Here is a 24,232-nt window from a genome sequence, read left to right on the forward strand (position 1 = left end):
TTACACCCCATGGTCGCCATTACCCTTCCCGACGGTTCCGTTCGCCAGTTTGACGGCGCCGTGACGGGAGCCGAGATCGCCGAGAATATCTCCAAATCGCTGGCCAAAAAGGCGCTGGCGGTGAAAGTCGACGGCGAGGTCAGCGATCTGTTCGGGACGATCGAGCATGACGCGAAGGTGGAGATCGTCACCCGCGACCATGAAGACGCGCTCGACATTATCCGCCATGACACGGCGCATTTGCTGGCGCAGGCGGTGCAGGAGCTGTTTCCCGGCACCCAGGTCACCATCGGCCCGAATATCGAAGACGGCTTCTTTTACGATTTCGCCCGCGACGAGCCGTTCTCAAGCGATGACCTCGCCGCCATTGAAAGGCGGATGATGCAGATCGTCGATGAAGACCGCCCGACCCGCAAGGAAGTCTGGGCGCGCGATGCGGCGATCAAGCATTTCAAGGAAATCGGCGAACACTATAAAGCTGAGATCATCGCCGACCTGCCGGAAGGCGAGGACATTAAAGTCTACTTCCATGGCGACTGGCATGATCTGTGCCGGGGGCCGCATCTTCCGTCTACGAAGCATATCGGCAAGGCCTTCAAGCTGACCAAGCTGGCGGGCGCCTATTGGCGCGGCGATCATCGCAATGCGGTGTTGCAGCGGATCTACGGCACCGCCTGGGCCCATGAAAAAGAGCTGAAGGCCTATCTGCACCGCATTGAAGAGGCGGAAAAACGCGATCACCGCAAGCTCGGCAAGGAGATGGACCTGTTCCATTTCCAGCAGGAAGCGCAAGGCTCGGTTTTCTGGCACCCCAAAGGTTATCTCATCTGGCGCCAGCTTGAGGCCTATATCCGCCGCCAGCTTGATGCGGATGGTTATGTGGAGGTGAAAACTCCGCAATTGCTGGACTCGGTGTTCTGGGAGCAGTCCGGCCATTGGGCCAAGTTCCGCGAGAACATGTTTGTCGTGCCGGATGAAATTCCGTCAACGGAAGATGAAGGCCCGGTGCTGTCCGGCAAGGCCGACTTGATGGCTTTGAAGCCGATGAACTGCCCGGCGCATGTGCAGATATTCAAGCAGGGGATCAAATCCTATCGCGACCTGCCGATCCGCATGGCGGAGTTTGGCTGCTGTCACCGCAACGAAGCTCATGGCGCGCTGCACGGGCTGATGCGGGTGCGTCAGATGACCCAGGATGACGCGCATATTTTCTGTCGCGAAGATCAGATTACGGACGAAACCCGCCGCTTTCTCGCTTTGTTCGCCCGCGTCTATGAAGATATGGGCATGACCGAGATTAAATATAAGCTCGCGACAAGGCCGGAGCAGCGTGCGGGCGACGACGCGACCTGGGACCGCGCTGAAAAAGCGCTGGCGGATGCGCTTACCGCTGCGGGGCTTGAATTTGAATATGCGGTCGGCGAAGGCGCGTTTTACGGGCCGAAGCTTGAATTCCACCTGACCGACGCCATCGGGCGGACCTGGCAGGCGGGCACTTATCAGCTCGATTATGTGCTGCCCGAGCGGCTCGATGCGAGCTATGTGGATGAAAGCGGCGGGCGCAAGCGTCCGGTGATGTTGCATCGCGCGGTGTTCGGCACCTTTGAGCGGTTCATCGGCTTGCTGATCGAGCAATATGCGGGCCGCCTGCCGCTCTGGCTCGCGCCGGTGCAGGTCGTGGTGACGACGATCACCTCGGCGGCGGATGATTATGCGCGCGAGACGTCTGAGGCGCTGCGCGCGAAGGGCTTGCGTGTTGATCTCGACATTCGTTCGGAGAAGATCAACTACAAGGTGCGCGAGCACTCCCACGCGAAAATCCCGGTGATCGCGGTGGTCGGCGCCAAGGAAGCTGAAGAAAAAGCGGTGTCGCTGCGCCGGCTGGGTTCGAAGGATCAGGAAACCATGTCGCTCGCCGATGCGGCGGCGGCATTGGCGCAGGAAGCGCTGGCGCCGGACCTGAAACGCGCATAGGCCTCATTCATGGCGGCACACTGGCGTGAAAAACGGGACAAGGCGAGCCGGCGCTGGTTTTATGCGCTGTTTTTTCTGCTGCCGCTGACCGCAGTGTTCGGCCATCGCGGCGTTGCCCCGTGGCTGTTGCTGGCGAGCCTTCCCGCTTTCGCGCGCGGCGATTTCTGGCAGGCGGCGTTCGGCAAATTGTTCGACAATCCGTCATTGCGCGATCCGCGCTTCGCCGGTTTTGTGTCGCTCCTGTTTCTGGCGCTGTGGATTTTCCTCTCCGGCTTCTGGTCGCCCAAGCATCAATATAATTTGTTTCTTTATGTGCTGGCGCCCGCTTTGGTCGGCGGCAGCGTCGTCTGGTTTTCGCTCAATGTGTCGCGCCTGTGGGCCTGGCGGCTCGGCCGCGCCTTCCTGCTGGCCATATGCGGCGGCATGATCATTCTCGCTTTTGAAGGCGTGACCGAAGGCATCCTGCGCCGCTTGTTGCCGCCGCAGGAAAGTTCCGGCGCGCGGGACATCATCGCGCTGGGGCGCGGCGTTACGGCGCTGGCGCCGGCCCTGTTTCCCGCCGCCGCCATCGCTGTGCGGCAATGGTCGCGGACCGCGGCACTATGCGTCATCGCCCTTGGTGTTGCGGCGGCGGTGAGCAATGACGTGCTCGCCAATGTGGTGGCGCTTGGCGCGGGGTTCCTCGCCGTGCTCGCCGCGCTTATCGCGCCGCGCACCACCATGCGGACCGCCGGATTGACCGCGATTGCATTACTGCTGCTCGCCCCGTTCATCGCCGCGCTGATTCCGGTTGAAGCGATTTACCGTCAGGCGGAGGCGGGCATGGCGCCGGAAACGCTGGCGGCCGCGTCATCGTCGCTGCACCGGCTGGCGATCTGGCGCGCGACCGCGCATGAGGCGCTCGCCTGTTTGCCGGCGGGCTGCGGCGCCGATTATGCGCGAATGTGGAATGATGCGGCGCCGATGGTGACGGTGCCGGGGGTGGTCGCGCCGCTTTCCGTCATTCCGGTGCATCCCCATAATGTGTTTTTGCAGATCTGGCTTGAACTCGGACTTCCCGGCGTGATTGCGACGGCGCTGTTTCTGTATTTCTGTCTGACCACGCTGCTCCGGGCGCGCCTTTCCATCGCCGTGAGCGCGGCGGCGTCCGGCGCCTTTGTCGCCGTCATTGTCTCCATTCTGGTTGAGGGCAGCCTGTGGCAGGTCTGGCGCCTGGCGGCGATGGCGCTCGCCGCATCGGGCGTTGCGCTGGCGCACACGCTGGAAAAACGATGAGCGGGCCGGAAACACGGCCATGCGTCTCGGCGATTGTCGTCAGCTATTACACCGGGCCGTTATTGTCGCGCGCCTTGGCGGCGCTGCGGGCGCAGCGGGAAATCGCCGAGATCGTGCTGGTCGACAATGGCAACTTCCCCGGCGAAATTGAGCAGGCGGCGGCACGCGATCAAGCGGGCAATCAGGCGGGCGCGCCGGTTCGCATCCTGTCGGGCCAGGGCAATATCGGTTTCGCCGCCGGATGCAATCTCGGCGCGCGATCGGCGCAGGGCGAGTATATTCTGATCATCAATCCTGATGCGCTGATGCCTGCAGGCGGGTTGGCGCGAATGCTCGCCGACAGCGCGCAGCTTGCGCGGCCCTGGCTGATGGGCGCGAAGCTTGTGGACCCTGATGGCGCGGAACAACAAGGCTCGCGCCGGCGGGTGCTGACGCCATGGAGCGCCTTTGTCGAGGCGACCAAGCTCTACCGGCTGGCGCCCCAGCATCCCTATTTCCGGCGCTTCAATCTGCATACGGATGACTGTCCGGATCAGATCGCCGAAACGCCGACGATTTCCGGCGCGGTGATGTTCATGCCGCGCGAAGACTATGACGCAATCGGCGGCATGGATGAGCGCTATTTCATGCATGTGGAGGATGTGGATTTCTGTCTGCGTTTCGCCAAGGCGGGCGGCAAGGTCTGGTTCAATCCGCATGTGGCGGTGACGCATTTCAAAAGTTCAAGCCGCGCCAATCCGGTGAAAATCGAGGCGCGTAAAACGGCGGGCGTCATCCGCTATTTCCACACGCATTTCGCTGACGCCTATCCGCGCCCCTTTTTGTGGCTGGCGGATGGCGCGCTCTGGGCGATGTTCGGCGTCTTGTTTGTCAAGCGAGCCATCGCCAAGGCCTTGCGATTACTGGGGTTTTCCCTTCGGGTCGGACTTCGCGGCGCACGGCGGGCGCTGGCGCTGGCGCGCCGTCAGTCCGGCCGGTGATAGATCCCGTCGGGCGGGCCGAAATAGCCGGATAATTCATACAGCGCATAGCGGCGCGTCTCGCCGCCGGGACTTGCTTCGACAACGCCCAGGCGGCGGATGTCGTGAAAGCGATAATCCACATGCGCCGCATCATCGCGGGTGGTGACGAACAGCACGCGCTTCATGCGCGCTGGGTCGAAATGGCGAAAGGCTTCAAAATGATTGTCGATGGCGGCGTTGGGGTCGATGGCGGCGATTTCGACCGGGCTGTTTTGCTGGTGATAGAACATCTCGCCGATCAGATAACGGTCATCGATCAGCACTGCGTCATAACCCGGCGCATAGGCCATGATGGCGTTGGTCTGTTCCCGCCAGCCGCGCAGATCTTTCACCGCGCCCGCAAGCCCGGCGCGCTCGGCAAGGCCCGGTTGCACCATGGCGAGAGTGAAACAAAAAAATGCGGCGCCGTGCAAGGCGGCGTTCGCTTTCACCCATCGCGCCTGTTTTCGTTCGAGCAAAAATCCGGTGACGAGCAGCATTGAGGCGGGATAGGCCGCCGCCGCCCAGTTGGCGTGGGCGCGGGAAAGAAACGCCTGTCCCGCAACGATAATCAGCGGCGTCAGCGCGAGGATGAGCAACAGCAGATGTGTTTCATTGAGGCGAAGGCGGCGCCAGCGCATGCAGATATAAACCAGCGCCGCAAACGGGATGAGGCCGAACACGGCGAACTGACCAGCAGTGAAGACAAGGAGGTTCAACGGCTTGAACAGCCCGGCGCCCCAATGGGCGTTGGCGGCGGTGTGCGACAGGGTCTGGAAATCATGCGCCGCATTCCACGCCATATTGGGCGCCATGATGGCGACCGCGATGAGGGCGGTGAGCAGCAGCGCCGGTTTAAACAAGGCGCGCCGGGCGCCGGGCGCGGCGACAATCATGAGCGCCATGGCGACCGGGAAATAGATCATCGCATATTTCGCCATCAGACCGAGGCCGATGGCGCCGCCAAGTGCGGCGAAATATGCGGGCGCGGTTTTGTCTGCGTGGATAATCCGCATCAGGAAGAAAATCGCCGCCGCCCAGAAAAACAGGAGCGGCGCATCAGTCGCCATGATGAAGGATGACAGCATGACGCCCGGCATCACCAGCCAGCCAAGGCCGGTCCAGAATGCAGCGCGCGCGCCGAAAAGCGATTTCGCGGTGACATATAAAAACGCCGCCGCGCCCAGATGAAACAACGGCGCCGACAGACGGATTGCCCAGGCGCCATCGCCGAACAGGCTGGTGGTCGCGGCGATCGCCCAGGCGATAAGCGGCGGCTTGGAGAAATATCCGAAAGCGAGATCGCGCGACCAAAACCAATATTGCGCTTCGTCCGGCCCGAGCCCGAGCGGCGTGGCGATCAATGTTGCAATGCGCGCCAGCGTCAGCGCCGCGGCGATCGCCCAGAAATTGCGCCAGAGCGGGGTCGTCGATTGGTTGTCGGTGTCAGGCTGCATTGCTCTCGCATATGAACATCTGGCGCGGACCTTATCTTATTCGCGGCCCTTGCATGTGATTGGAGTAATTGAGCCCGGCAATGACGGCAAGCGCCGTTGCGGGCGCCGATCAGGCGGCGCAAGAGGCAGGTGACCGATTCAAACGGATCGTTTATGACCATGCCTCATGACCGACGCATCGCCATCGCCGATGATTTCTCCGATGATCAGCATCATCGCGCCCATGCATAATGAGGCGGGCGGGGCGGTCGCGCTGGTTGCGGAAATCGCCGCGGCGATGGCGGCGTTCGATCACGAAATCATCATTGTCGACGACGCATCGACCGACGACACTGCGTCAGTGCTAAAAGCGGCGCGCGCGGACATCCCGCAATTGCGCCTTCTTCGTCACGCGCAAAACGCCGGGCAAAGCCGCGCCCTGCGCACCGGCGTCCTCGCGGCGCGGGCGCCGGTCATCGTCATGCTGGATGGCGACGGGCAGAATGATCCGGCGGATATTCCGGCGCTCTATCAGCAATTGGCGGCGTCAGGCGGACGCTTCGCCATGGTCGCCGGCGAACGTCAGGGCCGTCAGGACAGTCCGGCCAAGAAGGCCGCCTCGCGGGCCGCCAATGCGATCCGGAGCAAATTGCTGAATGACGGCGCCGCCGATACCGGCTGCGGGCTCAAAGTGTTTCGCCGGGATGCGTTTTTGCGGCTTCCCTATTTCGACCACATGCATCGCTATCTGCCGGCGCTGATTGCGCGCGAGGGCTATGAGGTGGCGTTTGCGCCGGTCTCGCACCGCGCCCGCGCGCATGGGGTGTCGAAATACACCAATATCGGGCGGGCGCTGGTCGCAATTCGCGATTTGATGGGGGTGATCTGGTTAAAGGCGCGGGCGCGCCATCCCGGGGAAATTCACGAAGAGGCGTAATCGATGCGCCTGAAATAAAAGCGGGATTTCGGTTTTGGCGCCCGGGCTCGCCCGTGTTAAGCTTACCGGAATTGGGGCCGCCGGGCTGTTCAGCCGCTGGGGAGCGGCGTGAGGAAGGAAAATACGAGCCATGTATCAAATGTTTCCATTATTGGCGATCAGCCTCGTCGTTTTTGCGGTGCTGACGCTGACCGGGGCCGCGGGGGCGGAATGGTACGAAATCACTTTCGTGCAATTGCCGATGGTGTCGACGGATCTGTGGAAAGTCACCTGGGGCGATGTTTTCCTGCTGGCGAGCATGGGGCTGCTCTTCATTGAACTTTTGCGCTCGACCAAAACCGGATCGGAATCGATCATGAACCACGCGCTGTCCGTGGTCGTGTTTGTCGTGTCGCTGCTGCTGTTCATCATCGTTAAGGGCTTCGGCAATTCGGTGTTTTTCCTGTTCATGTCGATGACGTTTCTCGACTTCATGGCAGGCTTCATCGTCACCACGGTGACGGCGCGGCGCGACCTCGCAGTTGGCGGCGGCCTGTCCAGTTAGCTGATGTCACGCCTCGACTGATCAGAATGTCGGTGGTCTGACCGGTCGGACGAAAAAAATTTAAAGATAAATATCGAGCGCTTGTGGCCCATTATGGGACGCAAGCGTTTGCGTCTGCGCATAGGCCATGGCGGCGTTAAGGCTGGCCTGACTGGGGGCTGGAATTGGCTCAAGCTTAAGCGTGGCGCGGGGTTGCGCGGCAGGCGCAGGCGCTTTCGACCGCGCGGGGGCGGCTTTCCACAGGACCGGAAGGTTAAGATCTCGTTTCACATTTATGGAAACACAAGAATTGCGCCAAAGTTCCGGGCGGTCGCCGCACGCTCGTTTCAAATTTTATTTACGGCTTTGCGGGTAAGGTCGCGCCCTAATGATGTGAGTGGGTTTAATGGCAGATAACGCGAAGGCGTTCCTCTTGAAACAACAGCAAGAAACCGCACAGACCGAAGCCGCCCCAAAGGGCGCGGCGACGCCTGCAGCGCGCAGCGTTTCGGGGGCAGATAGCGATTCTGCTGAAAACGCGGATCGCGGCCTGCAGACCATGTTTGAATTCGATCCACAGGCCGGCGACCTCAAATGGTCCGACGAAGACGCGGCTGCGCGGATTTTCGGCGTTGCAAGCGGTCAGGTGGCGACCACCAGCGAAGCCTTTTCGGCCTGCATCAAGGATGCGGAAGATGAAGCGCGCGCCGCAGCCTTTGCCGGCGCCCGCGCGAGCTATGCTTGTGAATATCAATTGAAACGCGCTGACGGCGCGGGGCATTGGGTGGAAGAGCGCGGCGGATGGATCGGGGCCGGCGCCAATCGCCGCCTGATCAGCGTCATTCGCTCGATTGAAAGCCGCAAACGCCATGACGAGCAATTGTCCTGGCTCGCGGTCAATGACGAGCTGACCGGTCATCTCAATCGCTCGCATTTGCGCAAGGCGCTTGAAGAAAAGATCGCCGGCCTGACCGCGTCCGGCCAGTCAGGCGCCTATCTGATGGTGGGCATTGACGATCTCGGCGCCGTGAATTCCGATTTCGGTTTCGAAGCGGCGGACAAGGTGATCGCCGAAGTGGCGATCCGTCTTGGCGGCGTGCTGGGGCCGAATGATCAAATCGGGCGTGTCGCCGGCACCAAATTCGGCATCATCCTCGCTGAAAGCGATCCCGACCATATGCGCCAGACCTGTGTCCGGCTGCTCAATGTGGTGCGTGAAAACATTATCGAGACCAAAGGCGGCGCGGTTGCGGCGTCGATCTGTCTTGGCGCGGTCGCCCTGCCGGAACAGGCGGATGCGTCCAACGTCGCGATGACACGCGCCGAAGCCGCGCTCGACGCGGCCAAGCGCATCGGCAAATCAAGCTGGGCGGCTTTCTCCGACAAGACCGACGTCGTTTCCCAGCGCCGGCGCAACACCCATATGTCGGACGTCATTCTGACCGCGTTGAACGAGCGCCGCGTGCGTCTCGCCTTTCAGCCGATCGTCGCCGATCTCGATGAGGCGCCGAAGAAATTCGAATGCCTGATCCGCATGCGCGGCGATGACGGACAGAATATCCCCGCGCCGGAATTTATTCCGGCTGCGGAGCGTCTCGGGCTGGTGCATCTGCTCGACCGGCGCGTTCTGGAGCTGGCGCTCAACACGCTGGCCATCTGCCCGAATATCCATCTCAATGTGAACATCTCCATGGAGACGGTGAAGGATTTCGTCTGGGCCGAGGGTTATATCGCGCTGCTGCGCGCCAATCAGGAGCTTGCGCGGCGCATCACCGTCGAGCTGACCGAAACCCAGGTGATCGACGCCATCGACGCATCGATTGAATTCGTCTCCGAGATCAAGCGCCTCGGCTGTTCGTTCGGGATTGATGATTTCGGCGCCGGCTACACGTCCTTCCGCAATCTGAAAGCGATGGACATTGATATTTTGAAGATCGACGGCTCCTTCGTGACCGGCGTGTCTTCCTCGCGCGAGAACCAGCTCTTTGTCCGCACGCTGCTCGATCTGGCCCGTAATTTCGGGATGCAGACTGTTGCGGAATGGGTCGACAATGAAGCGGACGCCATGCTGCTCAAAGGGCTCGGCGTCGATTATCTGCAGGGCTTCCTGCTCGGCAAGCCGGAAACCAATCCGGACTGGCTGCCGGACGGCGCGCCGAATGATCCGCCGCAGCGGGTCGAGCGTCGCCAGTCGTAAGCGTTATTCGTCGCCGCCTTCGAGATTGTCGAGCTTGCGCTGCAAGGCTTCGACCTGCGATTTCAATGCATTGATATCGGCTTCATTTTCGTCGCCCGGCTTGGGCGCGGGCGTCGTGCGTTGCGGCGAATAGGATGGGCCAAGCGGCGAGAACATTTTCATCGCCTGCTCGTAAAGCTCCATATTCTTGCGGACGCTTTCTTCAAACATCGCATAGCCCGGGGCGCCGCCAAAGGCGTCGCGCATGCGGCCGCGCATTTCTTCCTGATTGCGCGAAAACGCGTCCATGCTCATTTCCAGATAGGACGGCACGAAGCTTTGCAGGCTGTCGCCATAGAATTTGATCAACTGGCGCAGGAACTGGATCGGCAAGAGGTTCTGGCCCTTGCTTTCTTCCTCGAAGATAATTTGCGTCAGCACCGAGCGCGTAATGTCGTCGCCGGACTTCGCATCAAAAACCACAAAGTCCTCGCCTTCCTTCACCATCTCGGCGAGGAAATCGAGCGTCACATAAGACGAGGTCGCAGTGTTGTAGAGACGCCGGTTCGCATATTTCTTGATGACGACCGCATCGCCTTCCGTTCTGCCCCGACCTTTGGTTTTTTCTGTCATAGCCCTAACCCTCCCGATGCCTTGCGGCGCCGCCGAAGAGTTGCGGCGCTGCAGCGCGATGATTTTGTGCGCTTGCTAATCCTGCTATACCATGAAAATAAGGTTTGCATACGCGTTAACCTCAAGTTTTCGCAGCAGTAAGTCTTTGAGATTGTTTATCCTTCGCGGGCCGGGCAAGGCCGTGAGCATGCGCTTGCGAGCTTTCCGCCGCACAAATCGAGGTCAGGAGGCACTATGAGCGGGGCAGTCATCGTTTCGGCGGCGCGAACAGGAGTCGGGTCATTTGGTGGCGGATTGGCGACTGTTCCGGCTGCGAAACTAGGCGAGACGGTTATCGCCGCCGCCTTGGAGCGCGCCGGGATCAGCGGCGCCGACGTGGACGAAACGGTCATGGGTCATGTGCTGCAAGCCGGGCAGGGCCAGAACACTGCGCGCCAGGCGTCGATCGGCGCAGGCATCGCGATTGAAAAGCCGGCCATGACCATCAACCAGGTTTGCGGTTCGGGTCTGCGTGCGGTCGCCATGGCGGCGCAGGCGGTGCGGCTTGGCGATGCGTCGGTGGTGGTCGCGGGCGGCCATGAGAATATGAGCCTCGCTCCGCATGCGGCGCATCTGCGCGAAGGCCAGAAGATGGGTCCGAAAAGTTTTGCCGACGTGATGATCACGGACGGTCTTTGGGATGTCTTCAACGATTATCACATGGGCATGACGGCGGAAAATCTCGCCGAGAAATATCAGATCTCCCGCGAAGATCAGGACGCCTTTGCGGTCGCCAGCCAGAACAAGGCGGAAGCGGCGAAGAAGGCCGGAAAATTCAAAGACGAAATCGTTCCGGTCGTGATCAAGACGCGCAAGAGCGAAATCGTTTTCGAAACGGACGAATATATTCGCGACGGCGTGACGATTGACGGCATTTCCGGATTGAAGCCGGCGTTTAAACGCGATGGCGGCTCCGTGACCGCGGCGAATGCGTCGGGCCTTAATGACGGCGCCGCGGCGCTGGTGGTGATGTCGGAAGCAGAAGCCGACAAGCGCGGTCTTGCGCCGCTGGCCCGCATCGCATCATGGGCGCATTGCGGCGTCGACCCGTCCATCATGGGCATCGGCCCGGCGCCGGCGTCCCGCTTGGCGCTGGAAAAAGCCGGCTGGTCGCTTGATGATCTCGACCTGATCGAGGCCAACGAAGCCTTTGCGGCGCAGTCGCTTGCAGTCGGCAAAGAGCTCGGCTGGGACGCATCGAAAGTGAACGTCAATGGCGGCGCCATCGCCATCGGGCACCCGATCGGGGCGTCGGGCGCGCGCATTCTGACGACGCTGCTGCATGAGCTGAAACGCTCGGGCAAGTCGAAAGGGCTTGCGACATTGTGCATTGGCGGCGGCATGGGCGTGGCGCTCTGCGTTGAGCGCTAGGAGGCCTATAGTCGTGGTATGGCAGGCGAAAAAGACAGGGAGAGAAACATGACAAGAACAGCAATTGTCACCGGCGGCACGCGCGGCATCGGCCGCGCGATTTGTCTGGCGCTGAAAGAAAAAGGCTGCAAGGTCGCGGCGACCTATGCGGGCAATGATGATGCGGCGGCGAAGTTCAAGGATGAAACCGGCGTACAGGGCTATAAATGGGATGTCGGCGATTACGAGGCTTGCAAAGCGGGCGTCGCCGAGATTGAAGCGGCGCAGGGACCGACGGACATCCTCGTCAACAATGCGGGCATTACGCGCGACGGCATGTTCCACAAGCTGACGCCGCAACAATGGTCCGAAGTGATGCGCGCCGATCTCGATAGCGTCTTCAACATGACCCATCAGGTGTTTCCGGGCATGCGCGAGCGCGGCTTCGGGCGCATCGTCAACATTTCCTCGATCAACGGGCAAAAGGGCCAGATGGGCCAGACCAATTATTCCGCCGCCAAGGCCGGCATGATCGGCTTCACCCGCGCGCTGGCCCAGGAAGGCGCGTTTAAAGGCGTCACCGTCAATGCGGTCGCGCCGGGCTATATCGCGACGGAAATGGTCGCCGCGATGAATGAGGATGTGCTGAAAAAGATCGCGTCCCAGATACCCGTCGGGCGTCTTGGCGAGGCCGACGAGATCGGCGATTGCGTCGCCTTTCTGGCTGACGACAAGGCCGGCTTCATCACCGGGGCCGTGTTGACCGCCAATGGCGGGCAATATTGCGCCTCCTGACGCGCGCGCCAAGGCATTGAAATGAAAGGGGCTCCGGCATGGGAAATTCCGTTCCGGGGCCCTTTTTTCACCAAAATCGCAGCCTAGTATGCGCCCCACGATGAACCAGGCGCCCCCCTTGACCGCCAGCCGCCGCGCGCGCTTCGCCCGTGTTGCGGCCGGCTTTTTGATCGCCGCCTTTGCGGCGGGCGGGCCCGCTTGCGCGCAGTTTTCCGATAATCCGTTTGCGGCGCTTGTGGGCAAGCGTCAGGAACAAAGCAGTCTTGAAAATCATGCGGCGGGCGCGGTGGAGCGCTATGTGCTGACCAGCGATGATCGCGCTTTCCTGTTTGAAGAGCGCGGCGCCGTCGCCAGGGTGCAGTTTTTGTGTTCGCCGGAAGATGCGCGCATCGATTGCGTGCTCGATGCGGCGGGGCCGACGCCGGAAATCCATTTGCTTCATGCGACGCGCGGTCCGCGCGGCGACATCATTTACAAATCCGATGAGGGCGAGACCTTGTTGCGCATCGCCGCTTATGGCGGCGCGACGGTGTTCTGGCCGAGCGAGACCCATGGCATCGCCGCGTCGAAATCCTTCGGCGATGATCAGCCGCTGGCGCTGCCCTTTCTCGACTACGTCGCCGCCCAGCGCCGGGCGCAAGGCGCCGCGGCGCAGGTTAGCGCGCGGGTCGGCGCGACCATCCTGTTCGATGTGGGCGCCGGCAGCCGGGCGCGCAGCCCCAATGCGGCGGTGCTGGCTGATGCGGTGCTGACCGCCGCCAAAGGGCTCGCCAGCGTGGCCGACGACCCTATTGGCGCGCGGGTGATCGCCGAGCGGATCAAACGGGTCGCGTTTCTGCCCGGCGCGGCGCCGGATGTGGCCCTGAACGGGACGGTGCTGGAAGTCGTCTATGTCCCTAATCTGGACATTGGCGGGCGGCCGTCATCTTCCATGGTGGCGCATTTCCTTGAGGCGAGCCTGTAAATCGTCAGGCGCAAATCGCCCGGTTGTTTAGAATTTTCGCAGCTTTCGGTCTTAAAACAGCCGCATTGACCGTGAAAAGTGAGACCATGAGCAAGCCGACCGCCATATCGCGATACCCAGCCATCAGGGCGTTTTGCGCCTTGTTTGCGGGCGTGATGCTGGCCGGCGCGGCGAGTTCGGCGCTGGCGATGCAGTCCTTGCGGGCGATCCGGGCGCAGCAGGCCGATGAGCGCACGCTCGAAGATCAGGCAAGTTACACGCAGCAATTATGCGGCATCCAGTTCGACGTTTCGATCGACTGGTCGAGCTTTGATGACTGGCCGGAAGGGTCGGATGTCGCCAAGGCTTGCGATCGCGGCCTGTCCGAAATCGAAACCGAGTGCCGCAATGGCGGTGCGCCGCGGGTGACGCGGTTCATCTGCACCGGCGATGGTTCGGGTGCGGATTATAGCGGGTCGACGCTGGTCTATGGCGCCAGCGCGCGCTAGCGGACTTTTACCCTGCGCTGATTTTTTCCAGAATGCCGATGCGCACGCCGTCAAACACATATTGCGTTGACAGCGCCATCAGCAACATGCCGAGAATTCTGGTGATCGCATTCATGCCGGTGCGGCCGAGCGCGTCGCCAATGCGGCTGGCGAAGGACATCATGAGGACGGCGATCATCAGCACGATGACCATCGCGGTCAGCGTCGCGCCCTTGTGGATGTAATCGGAACCGGGGCCCATCAGCAGCATCACCGTGGCGATGGAGCCCGGCCCGGCCAGCATCGGCATGGCCAGCGGAAAGAACGCGATATTGTCGCGCGCCGAGGCTTTCGGGCCCGGCGTTTTCGCCTGTGTTTCACTGTCCGGATCGAAGAACATCCGAAAGCCCATAATGAACAGGATGATGCCCATGGCGGCGCGAAACGCTTCCAGCGTGACGCCGAGATGGTGCAGCATGGCGTTGCCGGCGAAGCCGAACACCACAAGGATGCCGACCGAATAGACCGCCGCCATAAAGGCGATGCGAAGCCGCTCGCGCGGCAGCTCGTCCTTGGTCAGCGACGCAAAGATCGGCGTCACCAGGATCGGATCGATGACGATGAACAGCGTCACGAAAGCGGTGGTGAAGACGGGCAGGATTTCAGCGAGCATAGGGCGGGGTCCTTCCCTTTCGCTTCTGCCTAAATGCAAGGATTTGGGCAAGAAAAAAGCGATTAGTCTCGTCGAAGGACACCGGTAAGCGTCAGGACTAGGATCGAAAAGAGCACATAGCCGATGACTGAGTAGAAGCCTTGCGCCCATTCGAGTGCTTCACACCACGCGCGGTCAGGGAACAGTGGCAAAAAGGGTGGAAAGGGAAGACATGTTGGTGCAATCCGGTAGTTTTCCGCCTGTCCGAATTCCACAAATGGGGTGACAAGATCGAGGGCGTAAATAAACGGTTCGAAGTTGCTGATGGGCTGGCTGACTATAAGCTCAGACTGAAAGCCGATCGGGTCAAGGGCGTCAAAGCAAAGCGCCGCAAACCCGCCAAGAAGTACCCATCCGAAAAAGCAGAGCAGTGCACGGACTGGAGAATAGCCGTAGCGTGATGTAAAATCGAGAAGCAGGCTCAAAAGGTTCGGAAAGCGCCTTTTCTGACATTTGCGCTCAAGGCGCTGTTTCCTTGCTGCGATTAAGTTAGCGGCCTCGGTTTCTCCTTGAGCGCGCAAGGTTTTGGCGAGATGTTCAAATGGCTGTGGGCTGAAGTTATCACAACCTGGCATGCCGCTTTCGTATTCCCGAAGTAACCACGCGAGCCGAGTTTCGAACAAGCATTTTGCACCGCCCTTGCCAGCTCCGTTCTTATGCACCCAGATTGATTTATATACAGCTCGATCAAGAATGACGTGATCTGCCCAGCCTTTTATTGGATCATCCTGTAGCGTTTCGATATAAGCGCCCGAGAGATCGAAAAGTTCTGGACTCTCATCTCGGCTGTTGGTGCCTAGACAAAGGCTTTCCAGTACGCCCTCAATGCGTGCATGCCTTAGGTCGAGTTTTAGCGGCGTCTCACCTTCTCCGGGCCGGAGGCCGCTAAGCTTGAGTTCGCCGCCGACGACTATGCCGACCGCCGCGACAGTACCATTCACCGCCGCATCTTCGAGCAAGCAATCGTTTATGACTTTGGAGCGCCGAAGGTCCATCGCGCGAGCGGCGGCAAGGCAATCGAAATGCGTACCATGAAGCACGAAGTTCCCGAAAACGGCATTTGGTGCGTGAAGGCATCCCTTGATTGAGGCTGGTTGTTCATTGCCTCTTAAATAAAGCCCGCTTTTGATTACAGTGCCTTGGAGATTAATGGCAAAATCAGACGGATTATGGAATTCCGCACCTTGCGCATCAATGCAGCCTTCAATTATGGCGTCGCCGGCATGGAAACACCCATTTATCTTCGTGCTACGCAGAAACACGCCGCCTTTAATAAAAGAACCTTGCAAATAAAGGCCGTCGCCATTGGGATTATCGAATTTTGAGCCATTTGCAGAAAATATGCCGTCAGTATTCAGCCGAGCCGCATAAATGCGTCCTTTCGTTTTGGTATCACGCAAAAACACGCCGTCTAAAATTGTGGCACCTTGCAGGTGAAGGGCGTTGTCATTGGGGTTTTCGAATTCCGCACCGTTGGCAAAGAACTGCCCTTCGGTCGCTAGATTTCCTGCGTAAACACACCCCTTTGCTTTTGCATCAGTCAAATACACGCCGCCCTTAACGGAAGCGCTTTGAAGGTTGAGAGCGACGTCACCCGGATTATCGAATTCCGCACGGCAGGCAGAGAATTCCCCGCCAATCTGCGCGCCGCCCAAGCTAACACGCCCTTTAAATCGGCAGTCATCTAGCCAGACATTGCTGTCGAACTTAGCGAAATTCGCCAACAAGCGCAGCTCGTTGCCGTCTTCGAGATCGAGAAGTTTTATATGACTACTCGCAAGCTCAATTGTGCCGGTGAAATTTGCGCTTTTTATCGTTAGCGCGGGTAGGGCTCGGCCATCGGCGGCGCGCGCATTTTCAAGGTCTATATCCCCTTCAATCGTCAATAAGCGTGTGTTCTCAGCAGACCCGATCTCGGATGCCTTGCGGAGCCACGGGCCAATCATCTCGCACACCCAACATCAATATACGCAGAAATTCCCCGCGGATTTTGGCTTCTTCGGTGAATTCAGCAATTGTTCCAGCTGCCGCTGCGTTGAGTATTTTCTCCTCTTCCACGTTTGGTGTGAAGCCTCGCGCCCACGCGAAACGACTGGTTTTCTGATCTGACATGCCAAAACATTGGCACAATAAAAAAGAGCTTCAAACTAAAATTAGCCAAGGTGACATTAGAAACGTTCGAAACAAAAAAAGGGCGGCTCGTTTGAGCCGCCCTTTCCGTTACGCAACTAATTCGTTGGTTGGCTGGATTAGAAGTCCATGCCGCCCATGCCGCCCATGCCGCCAGGCATTCCGCCGGGCATCCCGCCGCCGGCGCCGGCGTTATCTTTTTTTGGCGCGTCTGCGATCATGGCTTCGGTGGTGATCAACAGGCCAGCGACCGACGCTGCATCCTGCAACGCATGACGCACGACTTTCGCCGGGTCGACGATGCCGGCTGCGATCAGGTCGCAATATTCGTCGGTCTGGGCGTTGAAGCCGAACTTGAAGTTGTCCTGCTCAAGCAGTTTGCCCACAACGATGGAGCCTTCGCCGCCAGCGTTTTTGACGATCTGACGGATCGGCGCCTGCAAAGCGCGGCGAATGATGTTGACGCCAGCGGTCTGGTCAGGGTTGTCGCCCTTCAGGCCTTCAAGCGCTTTCGACGCGTAAAGCAGCGCAGAGCCGCCGCCCGGAACGATGCCTTCTTCGACAGCGGCGCGGGTTGCGTTGAGCGCGTCATCGACGCGGTCTTTGCGTTCTTTCACTTCGATTTCCGTCACGCCGCCGACTTTGATCACGGCAACACCGCCGGCGAGTTTCGCCAGACGCTCTTGCAGTTTTTCACGGTCGTAATCGGAGGTGGTGTCTTCGATCTGCTTGCGGATCTGGCTGGTGCGGGCTTCGATGTCCGCTTTTTCGCCAGCGCCGTCGACGATGGTCGTGTCGTCTTTGTTGATCGAGACTTTCTTGGCGGTGCCGAGCATGTCGAGCGTGACATTTTCGAGCTTGATGCCGATGTCTTCGGAGATGACCTGGCCGCCGGTGAGGATCGCAATGTCTTCGAGCATCGCTTTGCGGCGATCACCGAAGCCAGGGGCTTTCACAGCAGCGATTTTCAGGCCGCCGCGCAGCTTGTTGACCACGAGGGTCGCAAGCGCTTCGCCTTCGACGTCTTCTGCGATGATCAGCAGCGGACGGCCGGATTGGACGACGGCTTCAAGAAGCGGCAGGAGCGACTGAAGATTGCCGAGTTTTTTCTCGTGCAGAAGAATGTACGGATCTTCAAGTTCCGCAATCATCTTCTCGGCATTGGTGATGAAGTAAGGCGACAGGTAGCCGCGATCGAACTGCATGCCTTCAACGACATCGAGTTCGGTTTCAGCCGTTTTGGCTTCTTCAACCGTGATGACGCCTTCATTGCCGACTTTTTCCATCGCTTTTGCGATCATTTCGCCGATTTCTTTTTCGCCATTGGCGGAAATCGTGCCGACCTGAGCGATCTCGGAAGAGGAGGCGATTTTCGTTGCGCGCGCTTTGATGTCCTCGACGACTTTGGTCACGGCGAGTTCGACGCCGCGCTTCAGGTCCATCGGGTTCATGCCGGCGGCGACAGCTTTTGCGCCTTCTTTCACGATCGCCTGGGCGAGAACGGTTGCGGTCGTTGTGCCGTCGCCGGCTTCGTCGTTGGTTTTCGACGCAACTTCACGCACCATCTGCGCGCCCATGTTTTCGAACTTGTCTTCAAGTTCGATTTCCTTGGCGACAGTGACGCCGTCTTTCGTCGTGCGCGGTGCGCCGAACGATTTGTCGATGACGACGTTGCGGCCTTTCGGGCCGAGAGTCACTTTCACCGCGTTGGCGAGGATATCGACGCCGCGCAGCATTTTTTCGCGCGCTTCGACGTCGAATTTGACTTCCTTAGCAGCCATATTGCTTCTCCTTAAATCTGAACTGTGGGGTTAGTCGATGATCCCGAGGATGTCGGATTCTTTCATGATCAAGAGATCTTCAGCGCCGATTTTCACTTCGGAGCCGGACCACTTGCCGAACAGAATCTTGTCGCCGGCTTTTACGTCGAGCGGTACGATTTCGTTGTCGTCGCCGCGCGCGCCATTGCCAACGGCAACGACTTCACCTTGCTGTGGTTTTTCTTTTGCGGTGTCGGGGATGATGATGCCCCCAGCAGTTTTCTGGTCTTCTTCGATGCGGCGGACCAGCACGCGGTCATGGAGAGGCCGAAAAGCCATGTTCTATGTCTCCCTGGGTCGTGTTTTTTAAATAAAAACAACCGGTTAATCTGAAAAAGCAGGCGGTCTCACACCGCTGCTGGCACTCCCTGTCGGTGAGTGCTAGCGGCGATTTAGGAGGCCCTTGGCGAACCGTCAAGGGCTTGGGCCGCCGCTTATTTTCCCTTGCTGACGAAGTTGTGACCCCAGTTCCCGCGATGCGTGCAATTTTCGCCGTAATTACCTGTTTTTAATGGAGCGATGACCTCAATCGGCCCATATTTCGGTCGATATTAATTGGCGGACGGGGGGAACCTCCTGCCGGACCGGACGTTCTGTTGCTAAGCCTGAAAGGACACTCAGCAATGCGAAAAATTCTAATTCTCGGCGCCGCCGCACTTCTCGCGGTTGGTTGCACAACAAACCCATACACCGGCGAAAAGCGGGCGAGCCGCACGGTGACCTCAGGCGCTGCGGGCGCGGGCGCGGGCGCAGCCGCCGGCGCTATCGTTGGCGCGATCGCCGGCGACGCCAAGAAAGGCGCGATCATCGGCGCCAGCGTGGGCGCCGCGACGGGCGTCGGCATCGGCGTCTATCAGGATCGCCAGCAGGCGAAACTGCGCGAGCGTCTCGCCAATACCGGCGTCTCCGTGACCCGTCAGGGCGACAACATCATTCTCAACATGCCGTCTGACATCACCTTCGGGGTGAACCAGTCGGACATCAACGCGCAGTTCTATCCGACGCTTGAGTCCGTGGCGATTGTGCTCAAGGAATACAACAAGACCGGAGTCAGCGTTTACGGCCATGCGGACTCCACAGGCTCGGACGCCTATAACCAGCAGCTCTCGCAAAAACGCGCACTGTCGGTTTCCAACTATCTCGCAGCGCAAGGCGTGGCGCCGGCGCGGCTGAAAGCCCTCGGCTATGGCGAGTCTCATCCGATTGCGGATAATTCGACAGAAGCGGGCCGCTCGGCGAACCGCCGCGTCGAGATCGTCATCGATCCGATCGAAAGCCAGTTCAACAGCTAGGCAAAACGACATCGCGACCGCTGCCTCTCGCGGCGGTCGGATATGACAATCAAGCCGCCGGGCGATTTCGTCCGGCGGCTTTTTTTGTCCCATTCCGGGACGCCGTCTTCCGGGCGGAAAGCGAACGAAGTTAAGCGCTTTTTTAGAGAGTTTTCCTAAAACTGTCGGGACTGAGGCGCGCGCCCTCGATGGGTCGGCGGTGCGCGGCGCCTAACAGACAGGATAGACGGGGCGCATCCATGAATTTTCGCCAGCAGAGTTCGCGATATGGCGCGGCGGTGTTGTTTTGCGCTGGCATTACCGGCGTGTTTCTCGTCATTGCCGTCATACGCTCCGGGTTTAAGCCGGATCTTGAAATCTGGCTCGCCACGGCGCTCGTGGTCTCTCTTATCCTGCATGCGCGGGCGGGCTTTGCGCTCAGCCGGGCGCAACAGGAACTTGAGCTGCTGCGCAGCCTGATCAACAAACTCAATCGCAAGCCGGCGAAGACGCTGCCTGATCTGCAATTCGAACCGGTGGCGAATGTGGACAAGGAAGACGCTGTCGTTCTCGATGCGGTCAAAGACGCCATCGAAAATGACCGCATTGATCTTTATCTGCAGCCGATTGTCAGCCTGCCGCAATGCAAGATTCGTTGCTTTGAAGCGTTTTCGCGCTTGCGCCGGGCCGATGGCGGCGTGTTGCAGCCTGCCGGTTATATCGACGCCGCCGAACGCGCAAACCGCATCGGCGTCATCGACAATATGATTTTGCTCCGCGCGGTGCAGTCCTTGCGCCAGCTTGGTCCTGAGAGCGCCCATTACCGGATGTTCTGCAACATCTCCCCGGCGACGATTTTCGACCAGGATTTCTTCACGCGCTTTACGGATTACCTCGACGCCAATGAAGACCTGTCGTCACGGCTGGTGTTTGAGTTCACCTATCCGGCGGTCGAGATGATGCATGCGCGGGTTCAAAAGAATCTGCAGGCGGTCGCCGACCGCGGCTTTGCATTCTCTGTCGATCATATTCGCCGTTTTGATCTCAACTGGCAGACCCTGCGGGACAGGAATTTCCGTTTCGTCAAAGCCACCGGCGCGCTGCTACTGGCGGAAAGCGCCAAAGGCGATGTGGGCCGCGCCCGCATCAAGGCCTTCAAGGCGGCGCTTGTCGAAAATGAAATCGATCTGATCGTCGAAAAAGTCGAATATGAAGCGCAGATGCCGGAAATACTGAGCCTCGGCATTGATTACGGGCAGGGCGCCTTGTTTGGCCCGCCACGCCTGGCTGCGAGCTATATTCAGGCTGGCGAAAGCGGTCCCGAGCCCGAGTCCGGTTTGCCGAAACTCGCCGTGGCGTCCTGACCGGCGCCGCTTCGCGCGCTTGACCGCCAGACCCATCGGCCTTATCGGCCATGAGCCTTATGAGCGATGTTCCGGTCATTCAATCTTTGCAGACAATCGCAGGGCGCTATGACGCGCTTTTATGCGACGCATGGGGCGTCATTCATGATGGCGTCACATTGTTTGACGGCGTCGCAGAGGCGCTGACGCAATTTCGTCAAACCCGCGGGCCGGTGGTGATCCTCACCAATGCGCCGCGCCCTTCCGGCATTATTCCCCCGCAGCTCGACCGGCTCGGCCTGCCGCGCAGCGCCTATGATGCGGTGGTGACCTCGGGTGATGCGACGCGCGCTGCGATATCCGCGCGTTTGCCAAAGCCCGCCTTCCGCATCGGTCCGGCCATGGACGATCCCCTGTTCGAAGGACTGGATGTGGACTTCCAGCCGCTGGAAGACGCCGCTTTCATCATCTGCACCGGGCTGAACGACGAACAGCGCGACGAGCCGGCGGCCTATCGCGATATGCTTGCGCAGGCTGTGCAGCGGGGATTGCCGATGGTTTGCGCCAATCCGGACATCATCGTGAATTGGGGCGGCAGAATGCTCTGGTGCGCCGGGGCGCTTGGCGAGATCTACGCCGATCTTGGCGGCGAGGTGATTTACGGCGGCAAGCCGCATTGGCCGATATATGAATTGGGCCTGAAGGCGATTGAAGTCGCGCGCGGGGGAACGCCGCGTGAGCGTATTCTGGCGGTGGGCGACGGTCTGAAAACCGATATCGCCGGCGCCAACAAGCATGGTTTCGATGCGTTGCTGATCGCCGGCGATGGCGGCGTGCATGAGGGCGGCAAGGATGCGGCGGCCCTGAGCGCGCAACTCGCCAAAGCAGGGCTGCATGTGCGCGCTGCGGCGGGAGCGCTGCGATGGTAGGGACCAATCCGATCATCGCCGCTTTAGGCAATTTCGACGGCGTGCATCTGGGGCATCAGCATTTGCTGCACCAGACTGCGGAATTCGCGCACGCTCATGGCGCTGCGCCCGGCGTTGTGTTGTTTGATCCGCATCCGCGGCGGTATTTTCGCCCCGACGATCCGCCCTTTTTGCTGACCGCCCCGGCGCAGCGCGACGCGCTGTTGCGTGCGGCGGGCGCGCAGGAAATTTATGCGGTGACGTTTGACCGGGCGCTCGCTTCGATGACGCCTGAAGACTTCGTCAATCAGGTGCTGAAGGATCAGCTTGGCCTTGCGGGCATTGTCACCGGCGCGGATTTCCGCTTCGGCAAGGGGCGCGCGGGCGACGGCGCGGCGCTTGAATCCCTGGGCGAGGCGGCGGGCTTGAAGGTCAAGCTTGTCGAGGTGATCGCGGAAACTCAGGGTGCGGATAAATTCGGCTCCAGCGCCGTGCGCGCGGCGCTCGAAGCGGGCGTCATGGACCGGGCCGCCGCCATGCTCGGGCGGGACTGGTCAGTGGTCGGACCGGTCGAGCAGGGCCGCAAGGTCGGCCGCACCATCGGCTTTCCCACCGCCAATATGACCCTTGGCGAGGTGATCGAGCCGCGCAAGGGCGTTTATGCGACCCGCGCGCACGTCGGCGGGAAGACCTATGATGCGGTTTCCAATTTCGGCCGCCGCCCCACGGTCGGCTCGGATGCGCCTTTGCTGGAAACATATCTGTTTGATTTCGACGGCGACCTCTATGGTCAGGAAATGGAAGTCGCGTTCATCGCCTTTTTGCGCGATGAAGAAAAATTCGACGGTCTCGATGCGCTGAAAGCGCAGATCGCTGATGATTGCGTGAAGGCCAGGGCGCTGCTGCAAGGAAAATAGGAGCCAGAACGATGCGCATCACTGTTCCGCCGGTTGTGCAGGTGGCGTTGGTCGGCGCGCTTATGTGGCTTGTCCATTATTTCGGATTGGGGCCGGAACTGACCTTTGCCGGGCGGGGCTTGCTTGCCCGCGCCTGCTTCCTGATCGGCGTGCTGATTTTGGCTGCGGCGGTTGTGGCCTTCATCAGGCAAAAGACGACGGTGAGCCCGATGGCGCCATCCGAGGCGAGCAAGCTGGTGACGCAGGGGCTTTTCCGCTTCAGCCGCAATCCCATGTATCTGGCGATGCTGCTGTTGCTGACCGGCTGGGCGATCTTGCTCGCCAATCCGGTTAACGCCCTGGCGCTGATCGGGTTCGTCTGGTTTATGACCGAGTTTCAGATCAAGCCCGAAGAGGAAGCCCTGCGGGATAAATTCGGCGAGGAATACGCTGAATATTGCCGCAAAACCCGCCGCTGGTTTTAAGCGCCGGGCCGAATTCTCCTCGCGATTTCGTGCGTTTAAGGCGTCTGAGGCGCCTCATTCTCGACACATTGGGCCTGAAAAATGCAGTCATCGGTTCACTAGCCCCGCGCCACAGCCATGCGGGGCGTGTTGGAGGCGGCGTATGGCCAGCATGTCTGTTTTTAAAAAGCTCACCCTTTCCACCGCAGCAGCGGCGATGGTGCTTGGCGTGGCCGCACCGGCATTTGCCGGCGGCGGTCATTATCGTCACGGCCATCATGGGCATGGTCACTATAAGCGCCATCACGGGCATGGCGGCGGCAAAGGCGCGGCGATTGCGCTTGGCGTGATTGGCGGCGCGATCATTCTCAGCGAGGTCAGCAAAGACCGCGCCCGCGACCGGTATTATCAGGATCGCTATTACGAGGACCGGTATTATGAAGACCGGGCTCGCTCGCGTGCTTATGACACTGGCTATTATAATGGCCGCGACGATCAGCGCCGCGATGACGCCCGCTATGACGATCAATATGACGGGCAATATGACGACGACGCCTATTATGACGATAGCGGCCTTGAGGGCGGCGAACCGACCTATGGCGGTCCCGCCTATGACACGCCGGACACCTCTTATGACCGGGCGCCGCGGGTGATTTCCGCCAGCGCGGCCTATCAGACCTGCCTTTCCCACGCCCGCCGGGCGCTGAGCGAGCGCGGTTTCGTGGTGGTCGCGCCCTACCGGCCCGACACGGTTGAAGATCGCGGCGGTGCGCTGTTGATGACGGCGACCGTCTCCGCCCAGCGCGGCAGCGAGCAATGGTCGCGGGCCATGTCCTGCGAGGCCAGCGAAGGCCGGGTCTACCGGATGGAGCTGATCTAGCCCCGTCTCGCGATAGAATTGCAAAAACGCGCCCCAATGGGCGCGTTTTTTGTTGCGCCGTTTTTAGTGACGGGCGGGGCGGGCCCTGTTATGACGGCGGCCATGACGCGGAAATTCCTCATTATCGCAGCGCATCGCGCGCCCCATGCCGGCCAGGCCCTGATGGCCTGACAGGCTGTTCGCCTGCCTGCGTCACCCCGCCCAGCGAGGCCCGACATGGGGCTTGCCTCTAGGCTTG

At 60.2% G+C, this 24,232-nt stretch carries 22 protein-coding genes; 16 read left to right on the forward strand and 6 right to left on the reverse strand.

The genetic code is table 11. The features are described from left to right. The first annotated feature begins 9 nt into the window (after positions 1–9). From thrS to AC0L8G_RS03695, 3 genes are read left to right on the forward strand one after another with little or no spacing between them, the layout of a single operon-like run. The gene (gene thrS / locus AC0L8G_RS03685; protein ID WP_473386895.1) at positions 10–1,974 is read left to right on the forward strand and encodes a threonine--tRNA ligase; all 1,965 of its coding nucleotides are present in this window, start codon (positions 10–12) and stop codon (positions 1,972–1,974) included. A 9-nt stretch (positions 1,975–1,983) separates the two neighbouring features. Next, the gene (locus tag AC0L8G_RS03690) at positions 1,984–3,249 is read left to right on the forward strand and encodes an O-antigen ligase family protein (RefSeq protein ID WP_473386897.1); all 1,266 of its coding nucleotides are present in this window, start codon (positions 1,984–1,986) and stop codon (positions 3,247–3,249) included. Beyond that, complete coding sequence (locus AC0L8G_RS03695; RefSeq protein ID WP_473386899.1) at positions 3,246–4,229, forward strand: glycosyltransferase family 2 protein; 984 nt, start codon at positions 3,246–3,248, stop codon at positions 4,227–4,229. The genes AC0L8G_RS03690 and AC0L8G_RS03695 overlap by 4 nt, the downstream gene beginning before the upstream one ends. Here the strand turns inward: AC0L8G_RS03695 and AC0L8G_RS03700 are convergent. After that, on the reverse strand, positions 4,214–5,707 hold the full coding sequence (locus AC0L8G_RS03700) for an ArnT family glycosyltransferase (RefSeq protein WP_473386901.1): 1,494 nt from the start codon (positions 5,705–5,707) through the stop codon (positions 4,214–4,216). The two genes, AC0L8G_RS03695 and AC0L8G_RS03700, sit on opposite strands and share 16 nt — an antisense overlap. Before the next feature lie 166 nt (positions 5,708–5,873). Here AC0L8G_RS03700 and AC0L8G_RS03705 point away from each other — a divergent pair, with 166 nt between their 5' ends. The 3 genes from AC0L8G_RS03705 to AC0L8G_RS03715 all read left to right on the forward strand — a co-directional run bounded on the left by AC0L8G_RS03705 (position 5,874) and on the right by AC0L8G_RS03715 (position 9,343). Next, positions 5,874–6,623 (forward strand): glycosyltransferase family 2 protein, encoded by a 750-nt coding sequence (locus tag AC0L8G_RS03705; protein WP_473386903.1) that lies wholly within the window; start codon positions 5,874–5,876, stop codon positions 6,621–6,623. Positions 6,624–6,753: 130 nt separating this feature from the next. Next, on the forward strand, positions 6,754–7,167 hold the full coding sequence (locus tag AC0L8G_RS03710; protein ID WP_473386904.1) for a hypothetical protein: 414 nt from the start codon (positions 6,754–6,756) through the stop codon (positions 7,165–7,167). 412 nt (positions 7,168–7,579) lie between these two features. Continuing rightward, complete coding sequence (locus tag AC0L8G_RS03715) at positions 7,580–9,343, forward strand: EAL domain-containing protein (RefSeq protein WP_473386906.1); 1,764 nt, start codon at positions 7,580–7,582, stop codon at positions 9,341–9,343. 3 nt (positions 9,344–9,346) lie between these two features. Here the strand turns inward: AC0L8G_RS03715 and phaR are convergent, their stop codons facing one another. Further along, positions 9,347–9,955 carry a polyhydroxyalkanoate synthesis repressor PhaR gene (phaR, locus tag AC0L8G_RS03720; protein WP_473386907.1) on the reverse strand — a complete coding sequence of 203 codons (609 nt, stop codon included), beginning with the start codon at positions 9,953–9,955 and terminating at the stop codon, positions 9,347–9,349. A 234-nt stretch (positions 9,956–10,189) separates the two neighbouring features. On the opposite strand from phaR, the gene AC0L8G_RS03725 reads away from it, so the two are divergent. The 4 genes from AC0L8G_RS03725 (at position 10,190) to AC0L8G_RS03740 (ending at position 13,591) form a co-directional block, all read left to right on the forward strand. Beyond that, positions 10,190–11,365 carry an acetyl-CoA C-acetyltransferase gene (locus AC0L8G_RS03725; RefSeq protein ID WP_473386908.1) on the forward strand — a complete coding sequence of 392 codons (1,176 nt, stop codon included), beginning with the start codon at positions 10,190–10,192 and terminating at the stop codon, positions 11,363–11,365. 48 nt (positions 11,366–11,413) lie between these two features. Further along, a complete protein-coding gene (gene phbB, locus AC0L8G_RS03730) occupies positions 11,414–12,139 on the forward strand; it encodes an acetoacetyl-CoA reductase (RefSeq protein WP_473386910.1) in 726 nt (241 codons plus the stop codon). A 118-nt stretch (positions 12,140–12,257) separates the two neighbouring features. Continuing rightward, a complete protein-coding gene (locus AC0L8G_RS03735) occupies positions 12,258–13,103 on the forward strand; it encodes a DUF4908 domain-containing protein (RefSeq protein WP_473386912.1) in 846 nt (281 codons plus the stop codon). Positions 13,104–13,189: 86 nt separating this feature from the next. Next, entirely contained in the window at positions 13,190–13,591 is a 402-nt protein-coding gene (locus tag AC0L8G_RS03740; RefSeq protein ID WP_473386913.1) for a hypothetical protein, read from the forward strand. A gap of 7 nt (positions 13,592–13,598) precedes the next feature. Here AC0L8G_RS03740 and AC0L8G_RS03745 read toward each other — a convergent pair whose 3' ends face one another. The 4 genes from AC0L8G_RS03745 to AC0L8G_RS03760 all read right to left on the reverse strand — a co-directional run bounded on the left by AC0L8G_RS03745 (position 13,599) and on the right by AC0L8G_RS03760 (position 18,511). Further along, positions 13,599–14,243, reverse strand: a complete 645-nt coding sequence (locus tag AC0L8G_RS03745; RefSeq protein WP_473386915.1) for a MarC family protein — start codon at positions 14,241–14,243, stop codon at positions 13,599–13,601. A gap of 62 nt (positions 14,244–14,305) precedes the next feature. Then, on the reverse strand, positions 14,306–16,228 hold the full coding sequence (locus AC0L8G_RS03750) for a hypothetical protein (RefSeq protein WP_473386916.1): 1,923 nt from the start codon (positions 16,226–16,228) through the stop codon (positions 14,306–14,308). Positions 16,229–16,531: 303 nt separating this feature from the next. Beyond that, on the reverse strand, positions 16,532–18,193 hold the full coding sequence (gene groL / locus AC0L8G_RS03755) for a chaperonin GroEL (RefSeq protein WP_473386917.1): 1,662 nt from the start codon (positions 18,191–18,193) through the stop codon (positions 16,532–16,534). A 30-nt stretch (positions 18,194–18,223) separates the two neighbouring features. Further along, positions 18,224–18,511 carry a co-chaperone GroES gene (locus tag AC0L8G_RS03760; RefSeq protein ID WP_473386918.1) on the reverse strand — a complete coding sequence of 96 codons (288 nt, stop codon included), beginning with the start codon at positions 18,509–18,511 and terminating at the stop codon, positions 18,224–18,226. 344 nt (positions 18,512–18,855) lie between these two features. On the opposite strand from AC0L8G_RS03760, the gene AC0L8G_RS03765 reads away from it, so the two are divergent. The 6 genes from AC0L8G_RS03765 (at position 18,856) to AC0L8G_RS03790 (ending at position 23,994) form a co-directional block, all read left to right on the forward strand. Then, a complete protein-coding gene (locus tag AC0L8G_RS03765) occupies positions 18,856–19,524 on the forward strand; it encodes a YiaD family glycine zipper/OmpA-like lipoprotein (protein WP_473386919.1) in 669 nt (222 codons plus the stop codon). 239 nt (positions 19,525–19,763) lie between these two features. After that, entirely contained in the window at positions 19,764–20,867 is a 1,104-nt protein-coding gene (locus AC0L8G_RS03770; protein ID WP_473386921.1) for an EAL domain-containing protein, read from the forward strand. A 59-nt stretch (positions 20,868–20,926) separates the two neighbouring features. Beyond that, positions 20,927–21,775, forward strand: coding sequence for a TIGR01459 family HAD-type hydrolase (locus tag AC0L8G_RS03775; protein ID WP_473386923.1), 849 nt, complete (start codon positions 20,927–20,929; stop codon positions 21,773–21,775). Continuing rightward, positions 21,769–22,671 carry a bifunctional riboflavin kinase/FAD synthetase gene (locus AC0L8G_RS03780; protein ID WP_473386925.1) on the forward strand — a complete coding sequence of 301 codons (903 nt, stop codon included), beginning with the start codon at positions 21,769–21,771 and terminating at the stop codon, positions 22,669–22,671. The genes AC0L8G_RS03775 and AC0L8G_RS03780 overlap by 7 nt, the downstream gene beginning before the upstream one ends. Positions 22,672–22,682: 11 nt before the next feature. After that, on the forward strand, positions 22,683–23,135 hold the full coding sequence (locus tag AC0L8G_RS03785) for a methyltransferase family protein (RefSeq protein WP_473386927.1): 453 nt from the start codon (positions 22,683–22,685) through the stop codon (positions 23,133–23,135). Positions 23,136–23,286: 151 nt separating this feature from the next. Continuing rightward, positions 23,287–23,994: a hypothetical protein gene (locus tag AC0L8G_RS03790; protein WP_473386929.1), complete on the forward strand. Its 708-nt coding sequence runs from the start codon at positions 23,287–23,289 to the stop codon at positions 23,992–23,994. Positions 23,995–24,232: the final 238 nt, after the last annotated feature.

It is taken from the genome of Hyphococcus sp. D3-15 (genome assembly GCF_055809375.1).

Coding starts and splice junctions, on each gene's coding strand:
- AC0L8G_RS03750 (WP_473386916.1), bottom strand. CDS start 16,228: ATGATTGGCCCGTGGCTCCGCAAGGCATCCGAGATCGGGTCTGCTGAG.
- AC0L8G_RS03725 (WP_473386908.1), top strand. CDS start 10,190: ATGAGCGGGGCAGTCATCGTTTCGGCGGCGCGAACAGGAGTCGGGTCA.
- phbB (WP_473386910.1), top strand. CDS start 11,414: ATGACAAGAACAGCAATTGTCACCGGCGGCACGCGCGGCATCGGCCGC.
- AC0L8G_RS03690 (WP_473386897.1), top strand. CDS start 1,984: ATGGCGGCACACTGGCGTGAAAAACGGGACAAGGCGAGCCGGCGCTGG.
- AC0L8G_RS03760 (WP_473386918.1), bottom strand. CDS start 18,511: ATGGCTTTTCGGCCTCTCCATGACCGCGTGCTGGTCCGCCGCATCGAA.
- AC0L8G_RS03785 (WP_473386927.1), top strand. CDS start 22,683: ATGCGCATCACTGTTCCGCCGGTTGTGCAGGTGGCGTTGGTCGGCGCG.
- AC0L8G_RS03790 (WP_473386929.1), top strand. CDS start 23,287: ATGTCTGTTTTTAAAAAGCTCACCCTTTCCACCGCAGCAGCGGCGATG.
- AC0L8G_RS03710 (WP_473386904.1), top strand. CDS start 6,754: ATGTATCAAATGTTTCCATTATTGGCGATCAGCCTCGTCGTTTTTGCG.
- phaR (WP_473386907.1), bottom strand. CDS start 9,955: ATGACAGAAAAAACCAAAGGTCGGGGCAGAACGGAAGGCGATGCGGTC.
- AC0L8G_RS03740 (WP_473386913.1), top strand. CDS start 13,190: ATGAGCAAGCCGACCGCCATATCGCGATACCCAGCCATCAGGGCGTTT.
- AC0L8G_RS03770 (WP_473386921.1), top strand. CDS start 19,764: ATGAATTTTCGCCAGCAGAGTTCGCGATATGGCGCGGCGGTGTTGTTT.
- AC0L8G_RS03705 (WP_473386903.1), top strand. CDS start 5,874: ATGACCGACGCATCGCCATCGCCGATGATTTCTCCGATGATCAGCATC.
- AC0L8G_RS03695 (WP_473386899.1), top strand. CDS start 3,246: ATGAGCGGGCCGGAAACACGGCCATGCGTCTCGGCGATTGTCGTCAGC.
- AC0L8G_RS03775 (WP_473386923.1), top strand. CDS start 20,927: ATGAGCGATGTTCCGGTCATTCAATCTTTGCAGACAATCGCAGGGCGC.
- AC0L8G_RS03745 (WP_473386915.1), bottom strand. CDS start 14,243: ATGCTCGCTGAAATCCTGCCCGTCTTCACCACCGCTTTCGTGACGCTG.
- groL (WP_473386917.1), bottom strand. CDS start 18,193: ATGGCTGCTAAGGAAGTCAAATTCGACGTCGAAGCGCGCGAAAAAATG.
- AC0L8G_RS03780 (WP_473386925.1), top strand. CDS start 21,769: ATGGTAGGGACCAATCCGATCATCGCCGCTTTAGGCAATTTCGACGGC.
- AC0L8G_RS03765 (WP_473386919.1), top strand. CDS start 18,856: ATGCGAAAAATTCTAATTCTCGGCGCCGCCGCACTTCTCGCGGTTGGT.
- AC0L8G_RS03700 (WP_473386901.1), bottom strand. CDS start 5,707: ATGCAGCCTGACACCGACAACCAATCGACGACCCCGCTCTGGCGCAAT.
- thrS (WP_473386895.1), top strand. CDS start 10: ATGGTCGCCATTACCCTTCCCGACGGTTCCGTTCGCCAGTTTGACGGC.